Here is a 21,420-nt window from a genome sequence, read left to right as displayed (position 1 = left end):
CGCTGTCGCAGCGGACTTTCAAGTCTGCGGCCCCCTGAAGGACAAGCTACCGTCCGAGAATCCGAAGCCATACGTCAAATCAACCGGCTAAAAGCTTCCATGAATTGCCAACCGGATCGCTGCAGATGCCGTTTCCGCCTCCAAAATGAAAAGTGAGGCACTCCAATGTTCGAGATCTTCATAGCGAAAGCGAACATCGAGAACTTCAGAGGCTTGATCTCCAGGGAGAATGACCCTGCAAAGAAAGAAATACTCAAGGAACTGCTAACAATAGAAGAAGACAAATTGGCTGCCGCTCATGTTGCAAGTTCGATTCAGTCATTCCCAAAACGGGACCACTGATTCATGTACCTCGCGCTGCAGCAGACGGCACCTCGCCTTCGACGATCATAGTCGCACTGGTCGGCCCCACAACCAGCGGAGACGGGCCGACGTGAAGCCTGATCGGGTGGGTCATGACTACAACCTTAGCCGCCGGATGAACCGCGCCAGGGTTGCCGGAAGCCGCTTGGTTAAATTATGAAGCCATGGTTCGTCCAGCATGGCGTAATACTGCTCCTCGGCTTCGGCAGGCCGGATCTTGCCGATTGGCTCCAGAAGTCGTCGATGGTTGAACCATTCCAACCATTCGAGGGTGGCGAATTCGACCGCTTCGAAGCTGCGCCATGGTCCGCGCCGACGGATGACCTCGGCCTTGTAGAGGCCGTTGATCGTTTCGGCGAGGGCGTTGTCATGAGTCGCCGACGCTTCCGACGGAAGGCTCGATGCCTGCCTCGGCCACGTCCACTTCCGCCTTCTTCACACATTCCTTGAACGGCTGCGCCGTGCAGCCGATCTTGGCGGCGATCGAGGAAACCGCTACCCATCGCGAGGAATATTCGCCTTGGTGATCCAAAACCATCCGCACTGCTCGGGCCCGGACGTCCGGTGAAATTTGTTTGTTGTCTTGCTCCATCGGCTCCCCTTTCTGAGAAGATGGAGCCTCCGGCAAATCCGGCGCGGTTCACAGCAAGAAGCTAAGTTCAACCGAACTCAACTCATCAAGGGTGAGCACGCTGCAGCCGCGTAGATCAATCGGCATGGCGCATACTCCTGCTCGCACCACTGTTAAGTCAAATAAAATCCAGATCACCGACGCTGGCATTGACGCTCGTCAATGACGGGATTGAGGCAGTGGGAAAACTCTTGAGGAAAGGATGGCCCGTTTCACCAACTGGCAGGGTAGATCATCATGGCTTCTGCTTACGTCGTCGGCCCAATTGACGCTTCCCAGATCGAGCGGGCATATTGCCTGGTCTCTGCCGTCGGCTACGACATCGATGTCGATGGGTGGCGACAGGTGTGCGCAACAAATCTCCTGCGGAATTATCCCTCTCCTTATGTCGAAGACATTGTGGTTGTCGAGGACCCGCGCGGTTATGTCAGGGGGATTGCGATACTTCGCGCCAGGCATAGTGAGCGGCTTGGCCGATACCTCTCCGTTCCAGTTTTCGCAAGCATCACTGCCGCTGATGCGCGCGGGGTGTGCGAGACACTGCTTCGATACATAAGAACCGCAGCCCGCAAGAAACAATGTAACGCCATTCACATCGCCAGTCTGCGAACCAACCGGTGGCCGGTTGGGGCGGGAGAAACTGAAATGGAGTTCGACGGTATCCTTATCCCGCTTCGTTAGGTATATCCCAGCATTCCAAAGGATATTTGTGCGGCGACTTGTCAAACTTTTTATCTGACCGCCCGCGCACTGAACGCGTAGCCGACCCGCCTTACAGATTTGATGAGGTCGGGCTGACGAGGGTCCTTCTCGATCTTTCGGCGAAGCCTGGCAATCTGAGCGTCAATCACGCGATCGAAAGCTTCACGTGATCGGCCCCGCGTCAGGTCGATCAAAATCTCGCGGTTGAGAACGCGGCCTGCATGTCTCACCAAGGTGCAGAGCATTTCGAACTCGCCCGTCGTCAGCGCGATCTCCCGGCCGTCTTTCGACGTCAAACGACGGCAAGCTACGTCGAGACGGAATTCTTCAAAGAAGAAGGGCTCTTCGGCTTGGGCTTCATGAACGGTTCCGGTTGCAGGTCGGCGGCGGCGAAGAAATGCCGTTACAATCTGTTACACTATAGCACGATTTGTAGCAGGCACGTCGATATCGCTTCACGCAAAGATGTTGAAATCCTCCCCACTCAGCGTCAGGTGGAGGATGCGCGATGTCCCTTCAATCAGTTGCCACGCAAGGCGGCCCTAGAGCATTGGAGTACTCCTTTGTACCTCCTGACTTGTCTTCCGTCTTCAACCTGCAGCCTGTCATTGAGGCTGTGCCAGGTCAGGCGCTTTTTTGGGAAGGGGACGATGCCCAATACGTCTTCCAAGTCGAAGATGGCCTTCTGCGCGCGTTGCGCCTGCTTGCAGATGGCCGCAGGGTTATCGTGGGTTTCTTGCGACCCGGTGATCTCCTGGGCGTCTCCCACAAAGACCGCTACCTCTACACGGTTGAAGCAATAACGGAGGCAAGACTGCGTCGATACCCCCGCAGCCGCTTCGAAGACGATGTCGCGCGCCAACCGCACTTGCGCGGGCAGCTTTTTTCCAAGCTCTGCGACGAAATGACGGCAGCCCAGGACCAGGCAGTGCTGTTGTCTCGTCGGAGCGCCGACGGAAAAGTTGCGAACTTCCTGCTTCTTATGGCCAGAGACGGCGAGGGTGAGCGGACCGCCTTTATCAATCTTCCAATGACGCGGCTCGATATCGCCGACTACTTGAACATGACGATAGAGACGGTATCTCGAACGATAACCAAATTTGCGAGCAAGGGAATTATCATTGCCCCCGACAGGCGCTCGATCATGGTCTTGAAGTGGCATGGGCTCCAATCGATTGCGGACGGTGACGATACTGATCTCGGTTTGGCTCAGGTGAATTCCAAGGTAGCACGAGCCGGGCTCGCTCGATAACGTGGCGGTTGATTATGACGCAAACGAAGGTCAGGAAAGTCGTCAGTCTCCTGGAAGGGGCAAACCTGATCGTGAGAGAGGCTGACGGGACGATTAGACATTGGAGCCGCGGTTGCGAGCAACTGTACGGCTGGTCACGGGAAGAGGCCGAGGGTGAAGTGGTCCACGATCTACTTGCGACCGCATTTCCCGAGCCGGCCGACGATATCCACGCGCATGTCACCGGAAAGGGGTCATGGTCCGGGGAACTGACCCAGAAGTGCAAGGATGGCAGCACAGTGTTTGTTGCAAGCCATTGGGCCAGCCTTCCAAACGGTCAAAGCAGTTCCATTGCTCAGTTTGACAGTGACATCACTAACTTGAAGCACGCACAGGCCGATCTCGTGTCGAGAGAACTTCATCTCAAGTCTATCCTGGACACTGTCCCCGAAGCGATGGTGGTGATCGACGAGAAGGGGCTGATAGCATCCTTCAGCGCGGCGGCTGAACGGCTTTTTGGATACTCGGAAACCGAGGTGCGTGGGTCGAACGTCAAGATGCTCATGCCGACACCCGATCGCGAGGCGCATGACCGTTACCTGGAGAACTACCTGCGCACCGGCGAGCGACGAATTATCGGCATCGGCAGGGTGGTCACCGGCAAGCGCAAAGACGGCACCACCTTCCCTATGGAATTGTCGGTTGGCGAGGCCCGTTCCCCCGGCGGCCGTATTTTCACCGGCTTCATACGGGATCTGACCAGCCGTCAACGCATCGACGAAGAGTTGCGACAGGCACAGAAAATGGAAGCCGTCGGACAACTTACCGGCGGCCTTGCACACGACTTCAACAATCTGCTTACGGTCATCATCGGTAACCTGGAGATGATTGAAGCTCGCCTTACCGATCAAAACCTGGCCCCTCTATTACGGGAAGCTCAGGCGGCAGCCGACGACGGCGCAAAGCTCACGGCGCAACTTCTGGCCTTTGGCCGACGCCAGCCGCTTGCTCCGAAGCTGGTTGACGTTGGTGAGCTTATCAGCGGCTTTGCCAACCTCTTGGGGCGAACGCTCGGTGAGACGGTCGAGTTGTCCACAATGATCCAAGGCTCTGACAACGTCGTGCTTGTCGACGTCTCGCAACTTCAGAATGCGTTGTTAAACTTGGCATTGAACGCGCGCGATGCAATGCGGTCGGGCGGCCGTCTCTTAATCGAGATCTGCAAGGCGAGCCTGGATCAAGACTACGTCCTCATGTATCCGGACGTCCGCATGGGACAATATGTCCTGATCACCGTCAGCGATACGGGCGTGGGCATGTCGGAGGATGTCCGACGGCGTGCGTTTGAGCCATTCTTTACGACCAAGGTCACTGGAGCCGGTACGGGACTCGGCCTTAGCATGGTGTATGGTTTCGTCAAACAGTCTGGGGGGCACGTTCAACTCTACAGCGAGCCGGGCAGAGGCACGAGCGTGCGGCTCTTCTTGCCTGCTGAGACGGGAAAGTCTCAGGATGAGAGGCCCGCAACGGTGCCGGATCAACCAGCCGCCGAGCTGCCTCGCGGGCACGAAACCATTCTCGTCGTCGAGGACGATGTCCGAGTTAGACGCATCGTCGTGGCGCGGCTCTTGGACGCTGGCTATAGCGTTTTGGAAGCCGAAACCGGCACGCAGGCGCTCCAGCTTCTCGCGGATAACATGGAGGTTTCGCTGGTGTTCACGGATATGGTTATGCCGGGCGGCATGACCGGCGCTGAACTCGCCCACCATGTTCGCAAATTCCGCCCGGGGATAAAGATCCTTCTCACTTCGGGATATGCCGCGGCGAATGTCACCGAAACGGACCTTCCCGACGGCTCGGCATGGTTGCTGAAACCTTATACCGCCGCTGAACTTGCCCGGCAGCTTCGGCAATTACTCGACTGATCGGCTTCGCGTCGCGATGCTGTCATCTACCACCTTGCGTCGGAAATCTCAGCGGTTTGACAAGGTCCAATCCTGAGGCGATCGGCGCCTGCGCGCCGCTTGGGATTTTGTTCTTTGACGACCGTCAATGCCATGGGCGGCCCGTTGCGTGGCGCGGTCGCATGTCGTTGGCTAAGCAGCGCTCGCCCTACGCTTCCGAGCCCGCCCGCCGTATGCCCGCATTTCCGGACTTCCAATACTACGATGCTATGATGGTATCGTTTCGAATTGGAGACAGCCATATCCGAGCCGAACAAGCTCTAGCAAAGCGACATCATTACCTGCAGAAGCTGCCGCTCATCGACACTGCGACGATGGCCCGATCGAAGTGGCCTTGAAACCGAACGGCTGCCGTGACCTTGCAAAAGGTGCTCATCCGGTTCCTTGCCCAAACCTCATGTTTCCCGACCGCAATGGTCTCATGTGAAGGAGCGGCGCAATGACCTCCCGCTTGATCTTCTGCCTGCTTTTGGTCGCCCTATCGGCCGTTCTTGTCTGGGCGTTCAGGCCCCCTCAAGGCGACGCCGGGACCCGCCCGCCGTGTCGCATCTGATCACCCGCACGGTCAAATGCTCCCGATAAGGGCTTGGCTCCATCCAGCCCAACAAGACCGACGCCGAGGCGTCTGCGCGCATATCCGCCGGCAATGGCGCTGAAATAAGCTATTTCATCCAGACCGAAAGGTGCTTTCGAATTTGAGCGAGATGCCAGCCCCAAATTTCCCGGGCTGCCGCCATCCGTCCTCCGTCCCAAGGGGCTGCTGAAAATCACTGCAGAAATCAGGGACTGGCGGCGGAAGATTACAGTCAGACCCTGGTGCACGGCGGCGATCAAAGGTGAACGTCTGATCCTGATCGCCGCCGAGCATCTTTCTTTCGCTATTGGCGCAGCGCTGAAATGGTCGAGCCGGTCCGGGCGTACACGATGAATTCGTTATTGCTGACAGTCAACATATAGAGGACAATGACAGTCTTCGAACAGAGAGGCGGCAGCCATTGGACTTCGAGAGAATCGGCCGAGCGCGTCTGATGATGCGGCTGCCACGGCACCGCAAGCAACTCTTAGAACTGCGGTTTCTGGCGCTGAGCACACTGATCGAAGCCTATGGCGTAGCCGTGGTCACTCGCGACGAGTTGAGCGAGCATGCCATGTCGAATGAACCGCTAACGGCCGAATACGCCGATAAATGCCAGGCGATCGAAGACAAGGTCGTGATGTTGCTTACCAATATCAGTCCTCGTTTCATCAACTAAAGCATGTCGCGGGTTTTGAGATTCAGGATTGAACTAAGCCGCTATCGCGGCGAATGGGGCCGACTTTGACCGGAGCCTCCTGACTGATTGAATGGTGGTGTTGCAACCCACCCTTCAGGCAGGAGGTCCAGATGGCTGAGCTTAGCCCTCTACGCCGCCGGATGATCGAGGACATGACGGTCCGCAATCTGTCTCCGGCAACCCAGCGATCCTGCATCAACGCCGTTCAGAAGTTCAGCCGCTATTTCGGTCGGTCACCGGATCAGCTTGATCTTGAGGATTTTCACGCCTTCCAGGTTCATCTGGTCGCGACGGGGATATCCTGGGCGTCACTGAACCAGATCGTTTGCGCCCTCAGGTTTTTCTATGGCATCACGCTGGGCCAGAATGATGTGCCCGAGCGGATCCCGTATGGGCGTAAGCCGCGCACGCTCCCGGTTGTTCTGTCGGCTGATGAGGTCGTTCAATTCCTCGAGGCCGTTTCCAGCCTGAAGGCGCGGGTGGCGCTGACGTGCGCCTATGCGGCGGGTTTGCGGGTCGGGGAAGTCTGCGGGTTGAAGGTGGAGGATATCGACAGTTACCGGATGGTGATCCATGTCCGTCAGGCGCTCGCGCACCCATGCGCCATGCGAATTCAGATTGCCGCCACCACCCTGTTCACTCTCGGGGGCCAGCCTGCCGCCTGGATTCACGATTACACCCCGAAGACGGTAGTGACCACTTTCGAGTTTAAATCGGAGCAGCCGCTTTAGTGTTTCAACATAGCTCATGGCAGTCCGCCTCAGTGGCTGCAGGTCATTCCCCGGTCGATCGGTCCAAGATTGCCTCCGCCGTCGTTCGGCGGCTTGTTGCCGGGCGCGATCTCGTTTGTGATGATGATGAAGACGATGCCGATATGCGGCAACGCTACGAAACGGCGATCTAAGCAGGAAACGGCGGGCATCCGCAAGAAGCCAAGCAGGCTTAAATCAATTCAAATTGCATGCCAGACAATTAGGGTTATTCAAGGTCACTCAAGGTAGAGGTCTAGAGATTGAGGCCGACCGTTGACGGCCAACCGGTCGCGACCGATTGAATCTCGCTGGCTCGTGAGCGAAGCTCAATTAGCGGCGGGGAGGCAATACCAACTCTTGCCTACCGTCCTCATTTTCTGACGCCATTAACAATCTTCCTGCCGTAACAGCTCGGAGGCTTCCCATGACGGACATACAACCCTCAACCCTTGACCAAGTCCTGGCCGAACTGATCAGTGGCCAGATTGAGCAGCGCCACATAAACGAGCTTCGGGCCATCCTCTCAACGGGTAATGAAATCACTATGCACGGAACGTTCACCGTTGGGCGCGACTTCATCATTTACAAAACCGCTAAGGATAACAGTGGAAAGTGGGCAATGACGCCCTTTTCCCACATAGTGCAACTGGTAATTTGACTGGACTCTGGCGCTTGCCTAATCGCGACGACGTAGCGAAAAACCGTGGTACACTTGGCGGGTTGCCATGCGGCGACCGGACATACCGGACCCTCCCTCACCGCACGGACCGCGAGGCCAAAAAGGGCGCTTGCGCGTCTAATTGCCAGAAGTTCCGGCTCAGTTCCGCGGACGAAGCTTGCGATCGCTGTATTGCTGCTCGGCGTGCGTGGTCGTGGCGCTGCCGTGACGTATTTGGCCCATAGTGCTTCCTCTCATTCATCGGAAAAGATCGCACCATCAAAACCTGGGAACACCCAGACCCCGGCTGAGCGACGGCGCCTCGCATATCGGCCGCGCACATGTTGTCTTCGACGGATGAGAAAGTCTCAGCCCCTGCGATCTGATCATTATCGTGGGTCACTCCCATGCCCCACATGATTGCTGTGTACGCTTCGCCGTGGCCGTCACCGTCCACGCCGCAACACTCAATATCGGGCGGGAACTCCCTTTCCTGGAGCCGGACTTTCAATAGCTGGACGCACCAGCTTGTCCTAGCGCACCTCATCCTTATCGCCGCGCTATAGGTTCTCTACATTCGACCTCATTGACGCGGATCAATGCACAACTGCAGCGAATGCGGCAAATAGGTAAACCTGCGGATATCGCATGCTCGCCCTGTAAGCCAGGTCTACGCAGAAATGGGCTAGATTTCTTGGCGATGGCTGGATCGTGTGGAAGATGGGAAGTCGCTATGCATTCACGCGGGAAGAATTTAGAACATCTGGCCGATGCAGGTAGCCCCGCCCCACTAATCTCGTTGCGGAGTACTGGGGGTGTCGACAACGACTTAGTGAATGGCTCGAATGTTTTGAGCAAGCTTAACGCTCGGGAAGTGCGAGAGCAGGCCGGCAGAGCGCTTAGAGAGAAGGTCGGTCGAGCAGCACACAGCTTCTGGAAGCATCCCGAAGGTCGCCAGGACCCCATAACAACCCTTCAGGCTGCTGATATTGATCGTATTCCCGAGCTTGTTCCGATCCGATACGGACGAATGCTGCAATCACCCTTCGCGTTTTATCGTGGTACGGCCGCAATCATGGCCGCAGATCTTGTCGCAACGCCATCAACTGGGATCCCAGTACAAGCCTGTGGTGACTGCCATTTGGCGAACTTCGGAGGCTTTGCCACTCCCGAACGAAACATCATTTTCGACATCAATGATTTCGACGAAACCTTGGTCGGCCCCTGGGAGTGGGATGTGAAGCGGTTGGCGACGTCATTTGTACTTGCGGCGCGCGTGAACGGCCACACGGAATCGGCTGCCAGGGAAACCGCCATTGCTTGCGCACACGCCTATCGAAAGCATCTCGCCAGATATTCCAAGATGCACCCGATCGATGTTTGGTATTCGCACATCACGGCGGAAAACCTCTTCGACTTGGCCCATGAACGGGGTCGTATGAAGAAGCGCGTCAAAGAAGCAAACCGTCAACACGGCTCCGAAGTCGAGATGTTGAAAATCACAAATGTCGTCGGTGGAAAATTGCGGATCCACGACATGCCTCCGCTGATCTTCCATCCAAAAGCAGCGAGTGCGTCCGAGTTTGACGAGACTGTAAGAGAGACGTTCCGCGCGTACAGTGCCTCACTTTCGGACGAGCGCAAGACGTTGCTTGAATGGTACGAACTGGTCGACGCTGCGATGAAGGTCGTTGGCGTAGGCAGTGTGGGCCGACACTGCTGGATCGTGTTACTGATGTCCGCATCGAACGATCCTTTATTCCTACAATTCAAAGAAGCCGCCCCATCATGTCTCGAAGCATATATCGGCAAAAGCGGCTTTTCTCATCATGGTCAGCGCGTCGTAATGGGTCAGCGCCTCATACAGCCGGCATCCGACATGTTCCTAGGCTGGGTCACCGCTTCGGTGTCCGGTAGGCAATACTATGTTCGACAGTTGCGGGACGTGAAAATAAAGCCGCTTGTCGAACAATTCGACACTGAACTACTGCTCAGTTACGCAGAGGCTTGCGGATGGGCGCTGGCGCTGGCCCACGCCAGATCCGGAGACCCGGCAGCAATCAGCGGATACCTCGGCTCGAGCGACGAGTTTGATGAAGCAATTGGCAAATTCTCCGCTTTCTATGCCGATCAGACCGAGAAGGACTTCGCAGCTTTGAAGACCGCGGTCCATCGGGGTCGCATCCCAGCCGATCTGGAGAACTGAGATCAACAACTGGCGCGCATTCTGAAACGCCAGGCAAGCCCGACCGTGGGAAGAGGGCACGACAATGACAGGCGACTCCAGAAATTTCAAAGGCGTCCCCGAGACCCTTCGCTTTGACATCGTCGCGGGGCTGACCGCAGCGGCGGTTGTTCTACCCAAAGCCATGGCTTACGCGGGGGTCGCTGGCCTTCCGGTCGAAGTCGGGCTCTATACGGCCCTCGTTCCCATGACCGTCTACGGCCTGCTTGGTTCGTCCTGCGTTCTTAGCGTCAGTTCCACTGCAACGCTCGCCATTCTGACGGGCACTGCAATCAGCGGGGTTGTTCCCGATGGAAACCCGGCACAGCTGCTGACCGCGACTGCCACCCTGGCAACGCTCGTGGGTGGCCTGTTGCTGCTAGCCCGGCTCCTTCGTCTCGGTTTTGTCGCCAACTTCATCTCAAGCCCGGTGCTGACGGGGTTCAAGGCCGGCATAGGTCTTGTCATACTTCTTGACCAAGCCCCCAAACTGCTTGGGCTTCATATCGCGAAGCAATCCTTCTTCTCCGATTTGCTGACACTCATCCACCATCTGCCTGAAACTTCTCTCCCGACGCTCGCGGTCGCGCTCACCACCGGCGCGTTGCTTATCGGCATGGATCTCTTGAAGCCACATTCACCGGCGCCGCTTATTGCTGTCGGGCTGGCAATAGCAGCGTCGGCAATGCTGGGACTTTCCGAGTTTGGCGTGTCCATCGTCGGGCATATCCCGCGCGGCCTTCCTTCCATTAGGGTTCCCGATGCGAACATGGTGGGAGCTCTGCTCCCTCCTGCGTTGGGCATCGCCTTGATGAGTTTCACGGAAACCATTGCGGCGGGCCGGGCCTTCGTTGGGCCCAAGGACCCGCCGATCAATGCCAATCGCGAGCTCGTCGCGACCGGTGCGGCAAATATCGCCGGCGCGCTCATCGGTGCCATGCCGGCCGGCGGTGGCACATCGCAGACCGGCGTGGTGCGCGCGGTTGGAGGACGGACACAGCGTACATCCCTTGTCACGGCAGCTGCCGCGCTCGCCACCATGGTCGCCCTTGCGCCACTGCTTGGCTTGCTTCCGAACGCGACATTGGCGGCAATTGTGATTGTCTATTCCGCGCCACTCATCAAACCAGGCGAGTTCGTCGCGATCCGACAGATACGTCGAATGGAGTTTCGTTGGGCAATCGTGGCCACGATAGGTGTACTCGCTTTTGGGACGCTGCAGGGCATTGTCATCGCGATCATAATGTCGCTGATCGGACTAGCCAGCCAGACCGCCTATCCACCAGTCTACGTGATCGGACGAAAGCGTGGCACGAATGTGCTGCGGCCACTCTCGAGCGAGCACCCTGACGACGAAACTTTCCCTGGACTGTTGATCCTGCGCCCTGAAGGGAGGCTGTTCTTCGTGAATGCGCAGAACGTTGCTGACCATATCACGAGCCTCGTGGCGCAATACAGGCCGCGCGTGCTCGTACTGGACTTCAGCAGGGTGCCGGACGTCGAGTACTCGGCGCTCCAGATGATCCTCGAGGGGGAAAGGCGGGCAAAAGAGCAGAATGCCACGGTCTGGCTTGCTGGTCTGAACCCCAGCGTACTGGACGCCGTGCGACGAGCAAAACTGGACGTTCTGCTCGGAAAGGAGCGTATGCTCTTCAACGCCGAGACGGCAATCGAGAAGTATCTGACAATATTCGCAACGACGTCTGATATTATGACCGATGCATCGAACTTTATTGCGCCGGCAGAACAAAGTAACAAACCTTGAATGATGAAGGCCAAGCAGGGAGACGACGATGATAGACAGGATCGGCGACCCGTTTCTGAATAACGTGGCCTTGGTTCTGCTCCTTTTTATTGGGGTTATGATTTTTTATGGGATAATTGCAATCCACGATATTCCCTACAAGTTCGCGGAAAAGAGGGAGCATCCCCATCAAGATGCGATTCACGCCGCCGGCTGGGTCAGCTTATTCACTCTCCATGCTCTCTGGCCCTTTCTTTGGATTTGGGCGATGGCTTACAAGCCGGAGCGCGGATGGGGATCGGCTGGGGTCAACCTTCGACGCCTGGGGTGGGTCAAAGCGAGGCGTCGCCCCCTGTGCAGAACGATTGCCTAAGTTCACCGACAAGCGACTTTACGGCCGTTGATCAAACAACGCGACATCGCTGCTTACGCTATTGGGATTATGCAGGGCGCGTCGTCAAGGGTGAGGAACCAGTGCCGGTTCAGGCATTCAGAGCACCACAAGCCCCGTGGTCGCTAGTAAGACGTGCCGCGAGAAGGGCATAATGGTTCATCTCGGCAACGCTCCAGCGCTCGAATTCCTCTACTAGCGCCGGCCTTACGCCGCGTCCGGCATCGATGAGGCCGACGCTGCTGAGGTACGAAAACACGTTGCCCACATGGGATTTCGACACCTGGAACCGTTCGGCGAGCGGCTCGAGCGTCAGCAGTGGCACCGGGCGTCGCGCCTCGCTTGCGTAATGCGCCGCCATCAGGGCGACCAGCACGGGATAGCCACAGTCATAATTCGCCATGGCGGCGATCGTCGGAAAGGGCGAGATAACCGTCCCGCCCGCAAGGATCTGCCGGGCAGACAGATGGATGATCGCACCGATCCGTTCCACCGAACCAGACAGGAAGGCGGCATGCGCAGTGCCGGCAATCCGGTCATGGGCCGCAAGAAAGGCGAGGATGGAGCGACCGATTTCCTCGACTAGCACCGGTTCGGGTCGAAGGAGCGTCTGACGCCGGTCGACTGCCACGGGCTCGGAGGTGACGAAGCCCGCCGTTTTCAGCACGCCGACGAAATGGGTGGTGTGGCGGGGGCTGAGGCTCGACAGCCTCTTTAGCCGAGAGAGGGTCGGAAGCGCCGGGTCGTCGCCAAGCCAGCCGTAGTAGTTATGGATCAGCATGTAGGCCGCGTAGTAGCGGCCGAACTGGTTCAGCAGCTTGCGCACTGGCCAGCGGGAGGGCGAAATGGCGATAATCGCCTCACAATATTCGGCAAGCGCGATGGAGAGCATGGGCGAAGTTTCATCCGTAACTGCGTCTATTAATACGCGAATAAAAATAGGTGCAAACTTTGGATTGGTAGGACCATGGCCGCTGCGCGATAAGGCACGAGAGACGGAGCAGGCGTCGCGTTTTGCGTATGCCGAGCGGGGTGCAAGCATTGATGGGAAAGAAGCGGCCTGGAAATATAAACTTCATAGTTGATTATATGGGTGACTGCACCTTGTTTAATCGTACCGCCTGGCTGTCCAATGTCTCGCTTCTGGCGCTGGTGACCACGGGGATGCCTGCCACCGCAGCCGACGTGACGCTCGACGGCGGAATGACGACGGTCAACGGTGCCGGCGGCGGTACCTATCCCTCGCCATGGGTCATCAAGGGCGACCTGACCATCGGAGCGACCGTCTCCACCCAGTTCAAGGTCGAGAACGGCGGAAGCGTCACTTCGGGATATGCGACCCTCGGGCTCGGTCCGGATCAGACACAGTCCGGCAATTTCGGGGTGGGCATGACCGTTACGGGCGCCGGTTCAACATTCACCAGTGCGCTGCTCACCGTCGCAAAATCCGGCCGTGCCACCGTCAATATCGAGGACGGCGCGGTCGTCGATAGCAGCTGGCAGGCAGTGATTGCCGACGACTACCGATCCTATGGGTTCGTCAATGTCGACGGCCAGGGAAGCGAGTGGCGCGTGGGCAACGTGCTGACGCTCGGCAATTACGGGACCGGCCAGCTGAGGATCGGACAGGGCGGGCTGGTGCGCGCCCAGGCCGTCCAGCTCGGCTGGGGCTTCGACGGCATGCGTTATGGGGGTGGCAGTGTTGCGCTTCAGGGCACTGCCGGCAACCGCGGCGTGCTGGAGACCATGTTCGTGTTTCCCGGCCCGGGCAATGCGAGCCTGCTCTTCGACGGCGGCATCCTGCGCGCAACGTATTCGGGTATCAACTTCATGCAGGGCAGCATGGAGCCGTCGATTGGCGCGGGCGGGGCCTTCATCGACAGCAACGGCTATGACGTGACCATCGGAAGTGCCTTCCGGGGCTCGGGCGACCTGCACAAGATCGGTGCCGGCACGCTGACGCTCACCGGCGCCAACTATTTCCGCGGCAAGGCGGTGGTCGAGGCGGGAACTCTGCAGCTCGATGGCAGCTATGGCGATTTCGATCCCGTAACCACGCCGGCGCAGGTCTTCGTCCACGCCGCGGCCACCTTCGGCGGCGCGGGCACGCTCGATGGCACCGCCACCATCGCCGATGGCGCCAGCTTGACGGGGCAGAGCGGCCGCCGGCTGACCGTCAACGGCGATCTCCTCCTCTCGCCGGGCTCAACCATTAATGTCGCGCTCGCTGGCGCCTCCGCCGGACCACTCTTTTCCGTCGGCGGCGATCTCAGGCTCGACGGCACGCTCAACATTTCCGCCTCGCCCTTCGGACCCGGCCAGTATGGCCCCGGCATCTACAGGCTCTTTACCTATGGCGGATCGCTGATCGACGGCGGCGTGACGATAGGCGCGCTTCCGCCAGGCTCGACGCCCGACCAGTTCAGCGTCCAGACTGGGATCGCCGGTCAGGTGAACATGATCCGCACGACCATGGGCCTCGGCTACCAATTCTGGGACGGACCGAACCTCGCGCTCTACCAGAACGGCCAGGTCAACGGCGGCAGCGGCACCTGGACCGCGAATGGGGCCGGCTGGTCCGATCAGAACGACCTCCTTACGGGCGCTTATGACAATCCGAGCTTTGCGGTTTTCCAGGGAACCGCCGGCACCGTGACCGTCGACAATTCCGCCGGCGCCACCGGCGTCACGGGCCTGCAATTTGCCGTCAACGGCTATGGGCTGACGGGCGATCCAGTCAATCTGAGGGGCAGCGGCGAAACCGTGGTCCGCGTCGGCGACGGTACCTTCATGGGCCAGCTAATGACGGCCACAGTCGGCTCGGCGCTGACGGGCAGTTCGGGCCTCACCAAGACAGATATGGGCACGCTCCTCCTCACCGGCACGAACAGCTATGCGGGCGGCACCCGCATCGAGGGCGGCACGGTTAGGGTGGATGGCGCGGGAACCCTGGGCGCCGCCACGGGCGCGCTTGCAATCGCGGCGGGCGCCAGGCTCGATCTCTACGGCACGACGCAGCGCGTCGGCGGTCTTTCCGGCGCAGGCACGGTCTCCGATACCAAGAGCGGCTCCACCCTGCTCGGCATTCTGTTGTCCGATCAGGCGGCCGATACCACCTTTAGCGGACGCCTCCAGAACGGTGGCAAGGGGCTCTATCTCCGGAAGGAAGGGACCGGCCGGCTGACGATGACCGGCGCCAATACGCTCTACACCCTCAGTGCGGACGGCGGGGAGGTGGTGCTGTCGGGTGCGGGTGCAAGCCTCGCAGCCTCCTATTCCATTGATGCGGGTTCGCGCGGCCCCGGCACGATCCGGATCGACCAGGGGGCCACCGCCTCTTCCGACTTCCTCCAGATCGCCAACAACACGGGCGGCACGGCGACGGTGACAGTTGCCGGCTCCGGCTCCTCGCTCACCTCCCGCATCGCCGTGGTCGGCCTGCTTGCCGAAGGCAATGTACGGGTCGAGGACGGCGGCCAGCTGACCACGACCGGCAATGCCTTCTTCGGTGCCAACAGCGGGTTCATCGGCCGCACTACTGTCACGGGCGCCGGCGCGCTCTGGAAAAGCACTGGCAACATCATCCTCGGCCTGTCCGGCGAGGGCCAGTTGGTGATCGAGAATGGCGGCGAGGTGGATGCAAGCCTTCTCACCCTCGGCTACGGATCCGATGGCTTCGGACAAGCGACTGTTCGCGGCACCGCCGCATCCCGCGGCATCCTGACGGCGGGGGTGATCACTACCGATTCCGGCACATCGAAGCTGCTCTTTGATGGCGGCATCCTGCGCCCGCAGGGAGATCAGACGGATTTGATCCGCGGCCTTGCGCCCGGCGAGGTGGAGATTGGCGCGGGCGGACTCTACTACGAGGACCGCGGCTATGACGTGACCATCTCGCAAAGGCTCAGCGGAATGGGAACGCTGGTGAAGCGCGGCTCCGGCACGCTGAATCTCACCGCCAACAACACCCAGACGGGCGGCACGATCATCGAAGAGGGAACGCTGCAGCTTTCCGGCCTCTCCGGTGGCCTCAACACCATGGGCGGTGCGCTCACCATCGCGAGCGGCGCGACGCTGGCGCTCGGCGGCTCGAACCCGGTTTCGGTCGGGTCGCTCAGCGGCGGTGGCACCATCACCAATCTGGCAGCCGGCACGCGCCGCTACGTGGCCGTCACGCAATCGGGCAACACCACATTTTCCGGCAGGATTGTGAATGGTCCGGGTGAGGCGGACCTGATGGTCTTCGGCACGGGAACATTGACCATGACCGGCAACAGCAACTACCGATTGACTGTTGCGGATCAGGGCAACATCGCGATGGCAGGCGGTGCCGATATCGTCAATGACACGGTCTATGCCCGTTTCGGCTCGATGATCACGGTCGGCGGACTGAATACCCAGCTTGAAACCAGCCGGCTGGAGCTCGGTGATGCCGGAAGCGGCACGCTCCGCGTCGAAAACTATGGCCGGGTAATTTCGGACACCCCCGTTCGCCTGAGCGGCAGCCTCAGTCCCTCGGGTCTCGGCATCGTCGAGCTCAACGGCACGGGCGGCGCGCGCGGATCGCTCGTCGCACCCGGCCTCGTGCGCGGCATCGGACAGGCATCGCTTCGCTTTGACGGGGGCACGCTGGTGGCAAGTGCCCACGAGGCGGATTTCCTGAAAGGTTTCGCCGCAGGCGACATCTCGATCGGCGCGGGCGGCGCCTTCATCGCCACCAATGGCTATTCGATCGGGGTTTTGACGCCCTTCACCGGCGGCGGGGAGATCATCAAGCAGGGCAACGGCACGCTGACACTCTCGGGCCTCAACGATGCCAGCGCAGCCTATACCGGCGCGACGACCGTTTCCGCCGGCACGCTTGCCATAGCGGGCACGTTCGGCGATCCCGTCGGCCGGGCGGCAAGGGTGACCGCAGGCTTTTCCGGCACGCTGAAAGGCACCGGGCGGATCGCAGGCTCCGTGCTTGTCGATCATGGCGGCATGCTCCGGCAGGAGGAGGGCCAGACGCTGGCCGTAGACGGCGATCTCGCCTTCGCCTCGAGCGGCATCTTCTCCGTCGGTCTCGGTGCGCCGGGCAATGCGGCCCTCGTTGCTGTCGGGGGCGACGTGACGCTCGACGGGCGGCTCGACATTGTCGATAAGGGCGGCTTCGGCACGGGCATCTACCGGCTGATGACCTATGGCGGTGTGCTCATCGACCGTGGCATGAATATCGGCACGCTTCCGGCTGGCGCCCAGCCAGGCGCGCTTTCCGTGCAGACGGGCGCTGCGGGCACCGTCAACCTCGTCAATGCCGCCGGCCTCACCCTCGGCTTCTGGGACGGGGCTCAGCCCTCAGGGCGCTCCAACGGACGGATCGAGGGCGGTTCCGGCACCTGGAGCATGGATATGGCAAGCGCCGGGCCCAACTGGACAGACCAGAACGGCGCGATCAATGGCGGCTATAATCCGAACCCCACCTATGCCGTCTTCTCCGGCACGGGCGGGATGGTGAACGTTGACAACCCGGGCAGCGAGATCGGCATCACCGGCATGCAGTTCGCCGCCGATGGCTACGGACTAGCCGGGGATGGCCTCGTGCTTCTGGGCGCAAGCGGCGAGACCGTCATCCGCGTCGGCGACGGCACCGCGGCGGGAGCGGCCATGACCGCCACGCTCGGGGTTGCGCTCTCTGGCACGTCCAAGCTCATCAAGGACGATCTCGGCACGCTCGCGTTGTCTGGCCTCAACACCTATTCCGGCGGCACGGACATCCGGGGCGGCACGCTCCGCATCGCGGCAGACACGGCGCTCGGCGCGTCGAGCGGCAACCTGATCTTCTCCGGCGGCGCGCTCCAGATTGCCGGCAATCTGAATAGCCTCCGATCCGTGTCGATGCTGGGGCCGACGGGCGGTATCTTCGATGTGGCGGGGTCGGCGACCGCTTCCTTCCGCGGCGTGATTTCGGGCGGCGGGCTGACAAAACGCGGCGCGGGCACGCTCGCGCTCGGCGGGATCAACACCTATGCAGGTGGCACGCGGGTCGAGGCGGGGACTCTCCGCCTTCTGGACGCCGGCGCGCTCGGTCCGGGCGCAATCCGGATGGCTGGCGGCACGACGCTCGGCTTTGCCTCTTCGCCCTATTCCAATCTGGGCACGGTTGCGCTCGACGGCAATGTCACTTTCGCAGTCGATGCGGGCCAGGATGCCGGACTTTACCGCACGATCTCCGGCAATGCGGGCTTCGACAAGACCGGCGCCGGCACTCTCAGCCTTTACGGCGACAACAGCTTTACCGGCAATGTCAGGGTGCGCCAGGGCAGGCTCTGGCTCGACAACTGGAGCCGGACGGCCAACCGGTCGATTGCCGATACCGCCCGGCTGACGCTGGATGCAGGCGCGCGGATCGATTTCCAGCAGAGCGAAACCTTCGGCGAGTTGACGGGCGCAGGCCTTGCCGACATCACTTATGCTGGGCCGAACGGAATCACAGTCGGCACGACTGGCAGCGACTTCACCTTTGCCGGCAATCTCTCCGGCATGGCGCCGCTTGCCTCGGGCTACGGCCTGCAGAAGGTCGGCGCGGGCACATTCACCCTCACGGGCGCCAGCGATACCGACCACACGATCCGCGTCGGCGGCGGACGCCTGAGGGTCGACGGGTCCATCGACAGCCGGCGGATCGAGATCGCAGCCGGCGCTCTTGCCGGCACGGGCCGGATTACAGGCATCGTCACGGTCGAGAATGGCGGCAGGCTTGAGGGCCGCGCCGGCCAGACGCTGACGCTCGGCGGGCTCTCCCTGTCAAGTGGCTCCGTGCTCGATGTCGCCCTTGGAACGCCCTCTGCCACCGCGCTCTTCGACGTCGGCGGCAACGTAACGCTCGACGGGCGGTTGGATATTTCGGATGCGGGCGGCTTCAGTGCCGGCGTCTATCGCATCCTGTCCTATGGCGGCAGCCTGACCGACAACGGCCTCGAGATCGGCGCGATCCCCTCCTCGGGCGAACGCGACAGTCTGGCGGTGCAGACCGCGGTGTCCGGCCAGCTCAATCTGGTGTCCACCAAGGGCGCGGCCCTTGCCTTCTGGGACGGCGGGAATGCCGCTCTCCACGGCAACCAACGGATCGATGGCGGCGACGGCACCTGGAGTCTCGGCTCCCGCAACTGGACCGATGCGGCCGGCATCCGCAATGGCGGCTATGGCCCCTCCCCGCCCTTGGCGATCTTCGGCGGCACGGGCGGCACGGTTCGGGTGGACAATGCAGGCGGCGCGGTTGGCGTGAGCGGGATGCAGTTTGTCGCAGACGGCTACCGCCTCACCGGCGGCCCCCTCACCCTTGCCGGCACGGGAGGCGAGACCGTAATCCGCGTCGGCGACGGCACGACGGCGGGGGCTACCATGACCGCGAACATCTCGGCTTCCCTTCAGGGCGATACGGATCTCGTAAAGGAGGACCGCGGCACGCTTGTCCTTTCTGGCGCAAACAGCTTTGGCGGCGACACGCTCGTGCGGGCAGGAACGCTCATTGGCACTGCGACCTCGATCCGCGGCGACATCGGCAATGCCGGGACGGTTGTCTTCGACCAGACGGCCGACGGCCGCTTTGCCGGCGGGATCGGCAGCCTCGGCGGGGTGTCCGGCACCATGGTCAAGCGCGGCGCAGGCAGCCTCACGCTTACCGGCACGTCCAGCCTCGATTGGACGGTGGAGGCAGGCACTCTTCGCACCGCAACCGCCCACTTCACCGGCGATGTTGCGATTGGCGCCGGTGGCCGCTTCACCCTCGATCAGGCGGAAGTGGGCAGCTTTGCCGGTAATCTGACGGGCACCGGACGCTTTTCCGCCACCGGCGGCGGCAGGGTGACGCTTACCGGCGACACGACCGGTTTTGCCGGCCTGACCGACGTCACCGGCGCTACGCTCGTCGTCGACAGGGAGCTCGGCGGATCGGTGTTGATCGGAAAGGGCGGCCGTCTCTCAGGCAGCGGCACGCTCGGTTCCGGGGCGGGATCGGTGCTCACCATCGACGATGGCGGCACGATCGCCCCTGGCTATTCCCCGGGCATGCTGACGGTCGATGGCGATCTGGTGATGGAAAGGGGCGGACGCTACGAGGTGGAGGCCGCACCAGGCATCGGCGCGGCAGACATCATCCGCGTCACCGGCTCGGCCATGCTTCTCGGCGGCACCGCCGCCCATATCGGCGCTACCGGCGGCTACGATCCCGCCGCCGCCTATCGCATACTTACAGCCGATGGAGGAATTACCGGGCGTTTCGACCGGGTGACCTCCGACTTCGCCTTTCTGGACGTCGCGCTACTTTATGAGCCGAAGGACATTCGCCTGACGCTCAAGCGGAACGGCACCGCCTTCGAGGACGTAGGGATAAGCCGCAACCAGCGGGCCACCGCCCGGGCGCTTGACAGCCTTTCTCCCGGCAACCGGCTGCACGACCGGATCGCCCAGCTCGACGGCAGGACGGCGAGGATCGCCTTCGACCAGCTTTCGGGCGAAATCCACGCATCCACCGCGACCGGTCTCCTCGAGGACAGCCGCCATGTACGCGACGCCATCAACGACCGGCTACGCGCCGCTTTCGGCGAAACCACCGTGCGGAGCGATCCCGTCATTACCTATGGCCCGGACGGCTCGTTCACCAGCACCGCTGCCGACGATCAAGGGCCGGTGTTCTGGAGCATCGGCTTCGGTTCCTGGAGCGACACGGATAGCGACGGCAATGCCGCCGCGCTAGAGCGCTCGACCCGAGGCATCCTCTTCGGCGCGGATGCGCTCTTCCTGGACGAATGGCGGGTCGGCCTCCTCGGCGGGTACAGCCATTCCGGCTTCGAGGCGAAAGATCGCTTCTCGCGGGCGAGCACTGAGAGCTATCACGCGGGTGTCTATGCTGGCACGGTGCTGAGCGGGGTTTCGCTGCGCACTGGCCTTGCCTTTACCTGGCACGATATGGAGACCCGGCGCGGCATAGATCTCATCGGCCTTGCCGAAGCGCTTGCCGCGGACTACGGCGCCACAAACCTCCAGGCCTTCGGCGAAGTGGCCTATGCCATGGATATCGCGAACATCCGCCTCGAACCCTTCGCCAATCTCGCCCATGTGAGGCTGGATACCGGGAGCTGGCGAGAGACCAGCGGCATCGGCCCGCTTTCCGGCGAAAGGGGCGTCCAAGGGGTGACCTTCTCGACGCTCGGGCTTCGGGCAGAGCGTGAGATCGGGCTTGGCCAAGCCACCGGCGCGCTCCATGGCACGATCGGCTGGCGCCATGCGATGGGCGATACGATGCCTCACTCCACCCTTGGCTTTGCCGGTTCCGACCTCTTCACCGTAGGCGGTACGCCGGTGGCGAAGGACAGCCTTCTCCTCGAAGCCGGCCTCGGATTCGACTTCACGCCGGCGGCCACGCTGGAACTTTCCTATACCGGCCAGCTTTCAGACAGCGCACGCGACCATGGCGTGAAGGCCGAACTCAATCTGAGGTTCTGA

The 21,420-nt window shown here is 61.0% G+C and carries 11 protein-coding genes and 3 pseudogenes; 11 read left to right on the top strand and 3 right to left on the bottom strand.

What is annotated here, in order from left to right:
• The first annotated feature begins 165 nt into the window (after positions 1-165).
• On the top strand, positions 166-342 hold the full coding sequence (locus tag IB267_RS31270) for a hypothetical protein (protein ID WP_192451272.1): 177 nt from the start codon (positions 166-168) through the stop codon (positions 340-342).
• A gap of 117 nt (positions 343-459) precedes the next feature.
• Here the strand turns inward: IB267_RS31270 and IB267_RS31265 are convergent.
• Positions 460-781, bottom strand: a pseudogene (locus IB267_RS31265) (integrase core domain-containing protein); the annotation flags it as partial.
• A gap of 450 nt (positions 782-1,231) precedes the next feature.
• Between IB267_RS31265 and IB267_RS31260 the strand changes: the two are divergent.
• The gene (locus IB267_RS31260; protein WP_192451271.1) at positions 1,232-1,675 is read left to right on the top strand and encodes a hypothetical protein; all 444 of its coding nucleotides are present in this window, start codon (positions 1,232-1,234) and stop codon (positions 1,673-1,675) included.
• A 50-nt stretch (positions 1,676-1,725) separates the two neighbouring features.
• Here the strand turns inward: IB267_RS31260 and IB267_RS31255 are convergent.
• Positions 1,726-2,103: pseudogene (locus IB267_RS31255) on the bottom strand (winged helix-turn-helix domain-containing protein); the annotation flags it as partial.
• Between the two features lie 101 nt (positions 2,104-2,204).
• On the opposite strand from IB267_RS31255, the gene IB267_RS31250 reads away from it, so the two are divergent.
• From IB267_RS31250 to IB267_RS31215, 8 genes and pseudogenes are all read left to right on the top strand, one after another.
• Positions 2,205-2,948 carry a Crp/Fnr family transcriptional regulator gene (locus tag IB267_RS31250; protein WP_192451270.1) on the top strand — a complete coding sequence of 248 codons (744 nt, stop codon included), beginning with the start codon at positions 2,205-2,207 and terminating at the stop codon, positions 2,946-2,948.
• A gap of 14 nt (positions 2,949-2,962) precedes the next feature.
• Positions 2,963-4,852, top strand: a complete 1,890-nt coding sequence (locus tag IB267_RS31245) for a PAS domain-containing sensor histidine kinase (protein ID WP_192451269.1) — start codon at positions 2,963-2,965, stop codon at positions 4,850-4,852.
• Positions 4,853-5,886: 1,034 nt separating this feature from the next.
• The gene (locus IB267_RS31240) at positions 5,887-6,144 is read left to right on the top strand and encodes a hypothetical protein (RefSeq protein ID WP_192451268.1); all 258 of its coding nucleotides are present in this window, start codon (positions 5,887-5,889) and stop codon (positions 6,142-6,144) included.
• Positions 6,145-6,275: 131 nt separating this feature from the next.
• Positions 6,276-6,746, top strand: a pseudogene (locus tag IB267_RS31235) (tyrosine-type recombinase/integrase); the annotation flags it as partial.
• Between the two features lie 595 nt (positions 6,747-7,341).
• Positions 7,342-7,575, top strand: coding sequence for a hypothetical protein (locus tag IB267_RS31230; protein WP_192451267.1), 234 nt, complete (start codon positions 7,342-7,344; stop codon positions 7,573-7,575).
• Between the two features lie 733 nt (positions 7,576-8,308).
• Entirely contained in the window at positions 8,309-9,781 is a 1,473-nt protein-coding gene (locus IB267_RS31225; RefSeq protein ID WP_192451266.1) for a DUF2252 domain-containing protein, read from the top strand.
• Between the two features lie 64 nt (positions 9,782-9,845).
• A complete protein-coding gene (locus tag IB267_RS31220) occupies positions 9,846-11,564 on the top strand; it encodes a SulP family inorganic anion transporter (RefSeq protein WP_192451265.1) in 1,719 nt (572 codons plus the stop codon).
• A gap of 28 nt (positions 11,565-11,592) precedes the next feature.
• On the top strand, positions 11,593-11,916 hold the full coding sequence (locus IB267_RS31215; protein WP_192451264.1) for a DUF3302 domain-containing protein: 324 nt from the start codon (positions 11,593-11,595) through the stop codon (positions 11,914-11,916).
• A 109-nt stretch (positions 11,917-12,025) separates the two neighbouring features.
• Here IB267_RS31215 and IB267_RS31210 read toward each other — a convergent pair whose 3' ends face one another.
• Positions 12,026-12,826: a hypothetical protein gene (locus IB267_RS31210; RefSeq protein ID WP_192451263.1), complete on the bottom strand. Its 801-nt coding sequence runs from the start codon at positions 12,824-12,826 to the stop codon at positions 12,026-12,028.
• 212 nt (positions 12,827-13,038) lie between these two features.
• Here IB267_RS31210 and IB267_RS31205 point away from each other — a divergent pair, with 212 nt between their 5' ends.
• Complete coding sequence (locus IB267_RS31205; protein ID WP_192451262.1) at positions 13,039-21,420, top strand: autotransporter-associated beta strand repeat-containing protein; 8,382 nt, start codon at positions 13,039-13,041, stop codon at positions 21,418-21,420.

The sequence above is a fragment of the Ensifer sp. ENS09 genome, assembly GCF_014852425.1.
Classification (GTDB): Bacteria; Pseudomonadota; Alphaproteobacteria; order Rhizobiales; family Rhizobiaceae; genus Ensifer.
This window is presented reverse-complemented; position numbering and strand designations above follow the sequence as displayed.

What these genes read in the sequence shown, in the direction of transcription:
- IB267_RS31270 (WP_192451272.1), top strand. Translation starts at nt 166, where the DNA reads ATGTTCGAGATCTTCATAGCGAAAGCGAACATCGAGAACTTCAGAGGC.
- IB267_RS31260 (WP_192451271.1), top strand. Translation starts at nt 1,232, where the DNA reads ATGGCTTCTGCTTACGTCGTCGGCCCAATTGACGCTTCCCAGATCGAG.
- IB267_RS31250 (WP_192451270.1), top strand. Translation starts at nt 2,205, where the DNA reads ATGTCCCTTCAATCAGTTGCCACGCAAGGCGGCCCTAGAGCATTGGAG.
- IB267_RS31245 (WP_192451269.1), top strand. Translation starts at nt 2,963, where the DNA reads ATGACGCAAACGAAGGTCAGGAAAGTCGTCAGTCTCCTGGAAGGGGCA.
- IB267_RS31230 (WP_192451267.1), top strand. Translation starts at nt 7,342, where the DNA reads ATGACGGACATACAACCCTCAACCCTTGACCAAGTCCTGGCCGAACTG.
- IB267_RS31225 (WP_192451266.1), top strand. Translation starts at nt 8,309, where the DNA reads ATGCATTCACGCGGGAAGAATTTAGAACATCTGGCCGATGCAGGTAGC.
- IB267_RS31220 (WP_192451265.1), top strand. Translation starts at nt 9,846, where the DNA reads ATGACAGGCGACTCCAGAAATTTCAAAGGCGTCCCCGAGACCCTTCGC.
- IB267_RS31215 (WP_192451264.1), top strand. Translation starts at nt 11,593, where the DNA reads ATGATAGACAGGATCGGCGACCCGTTTCTGAATAACGTGGCCTTGGTT.
- IB267_RS31210 (WP_192451263.1), bottom strand. Translation starts at nt 12,826, where the DNA reads ATGCTCTCCATCGCGCTTGCCGAATATTGTGAGGCGATTATCGCCATT.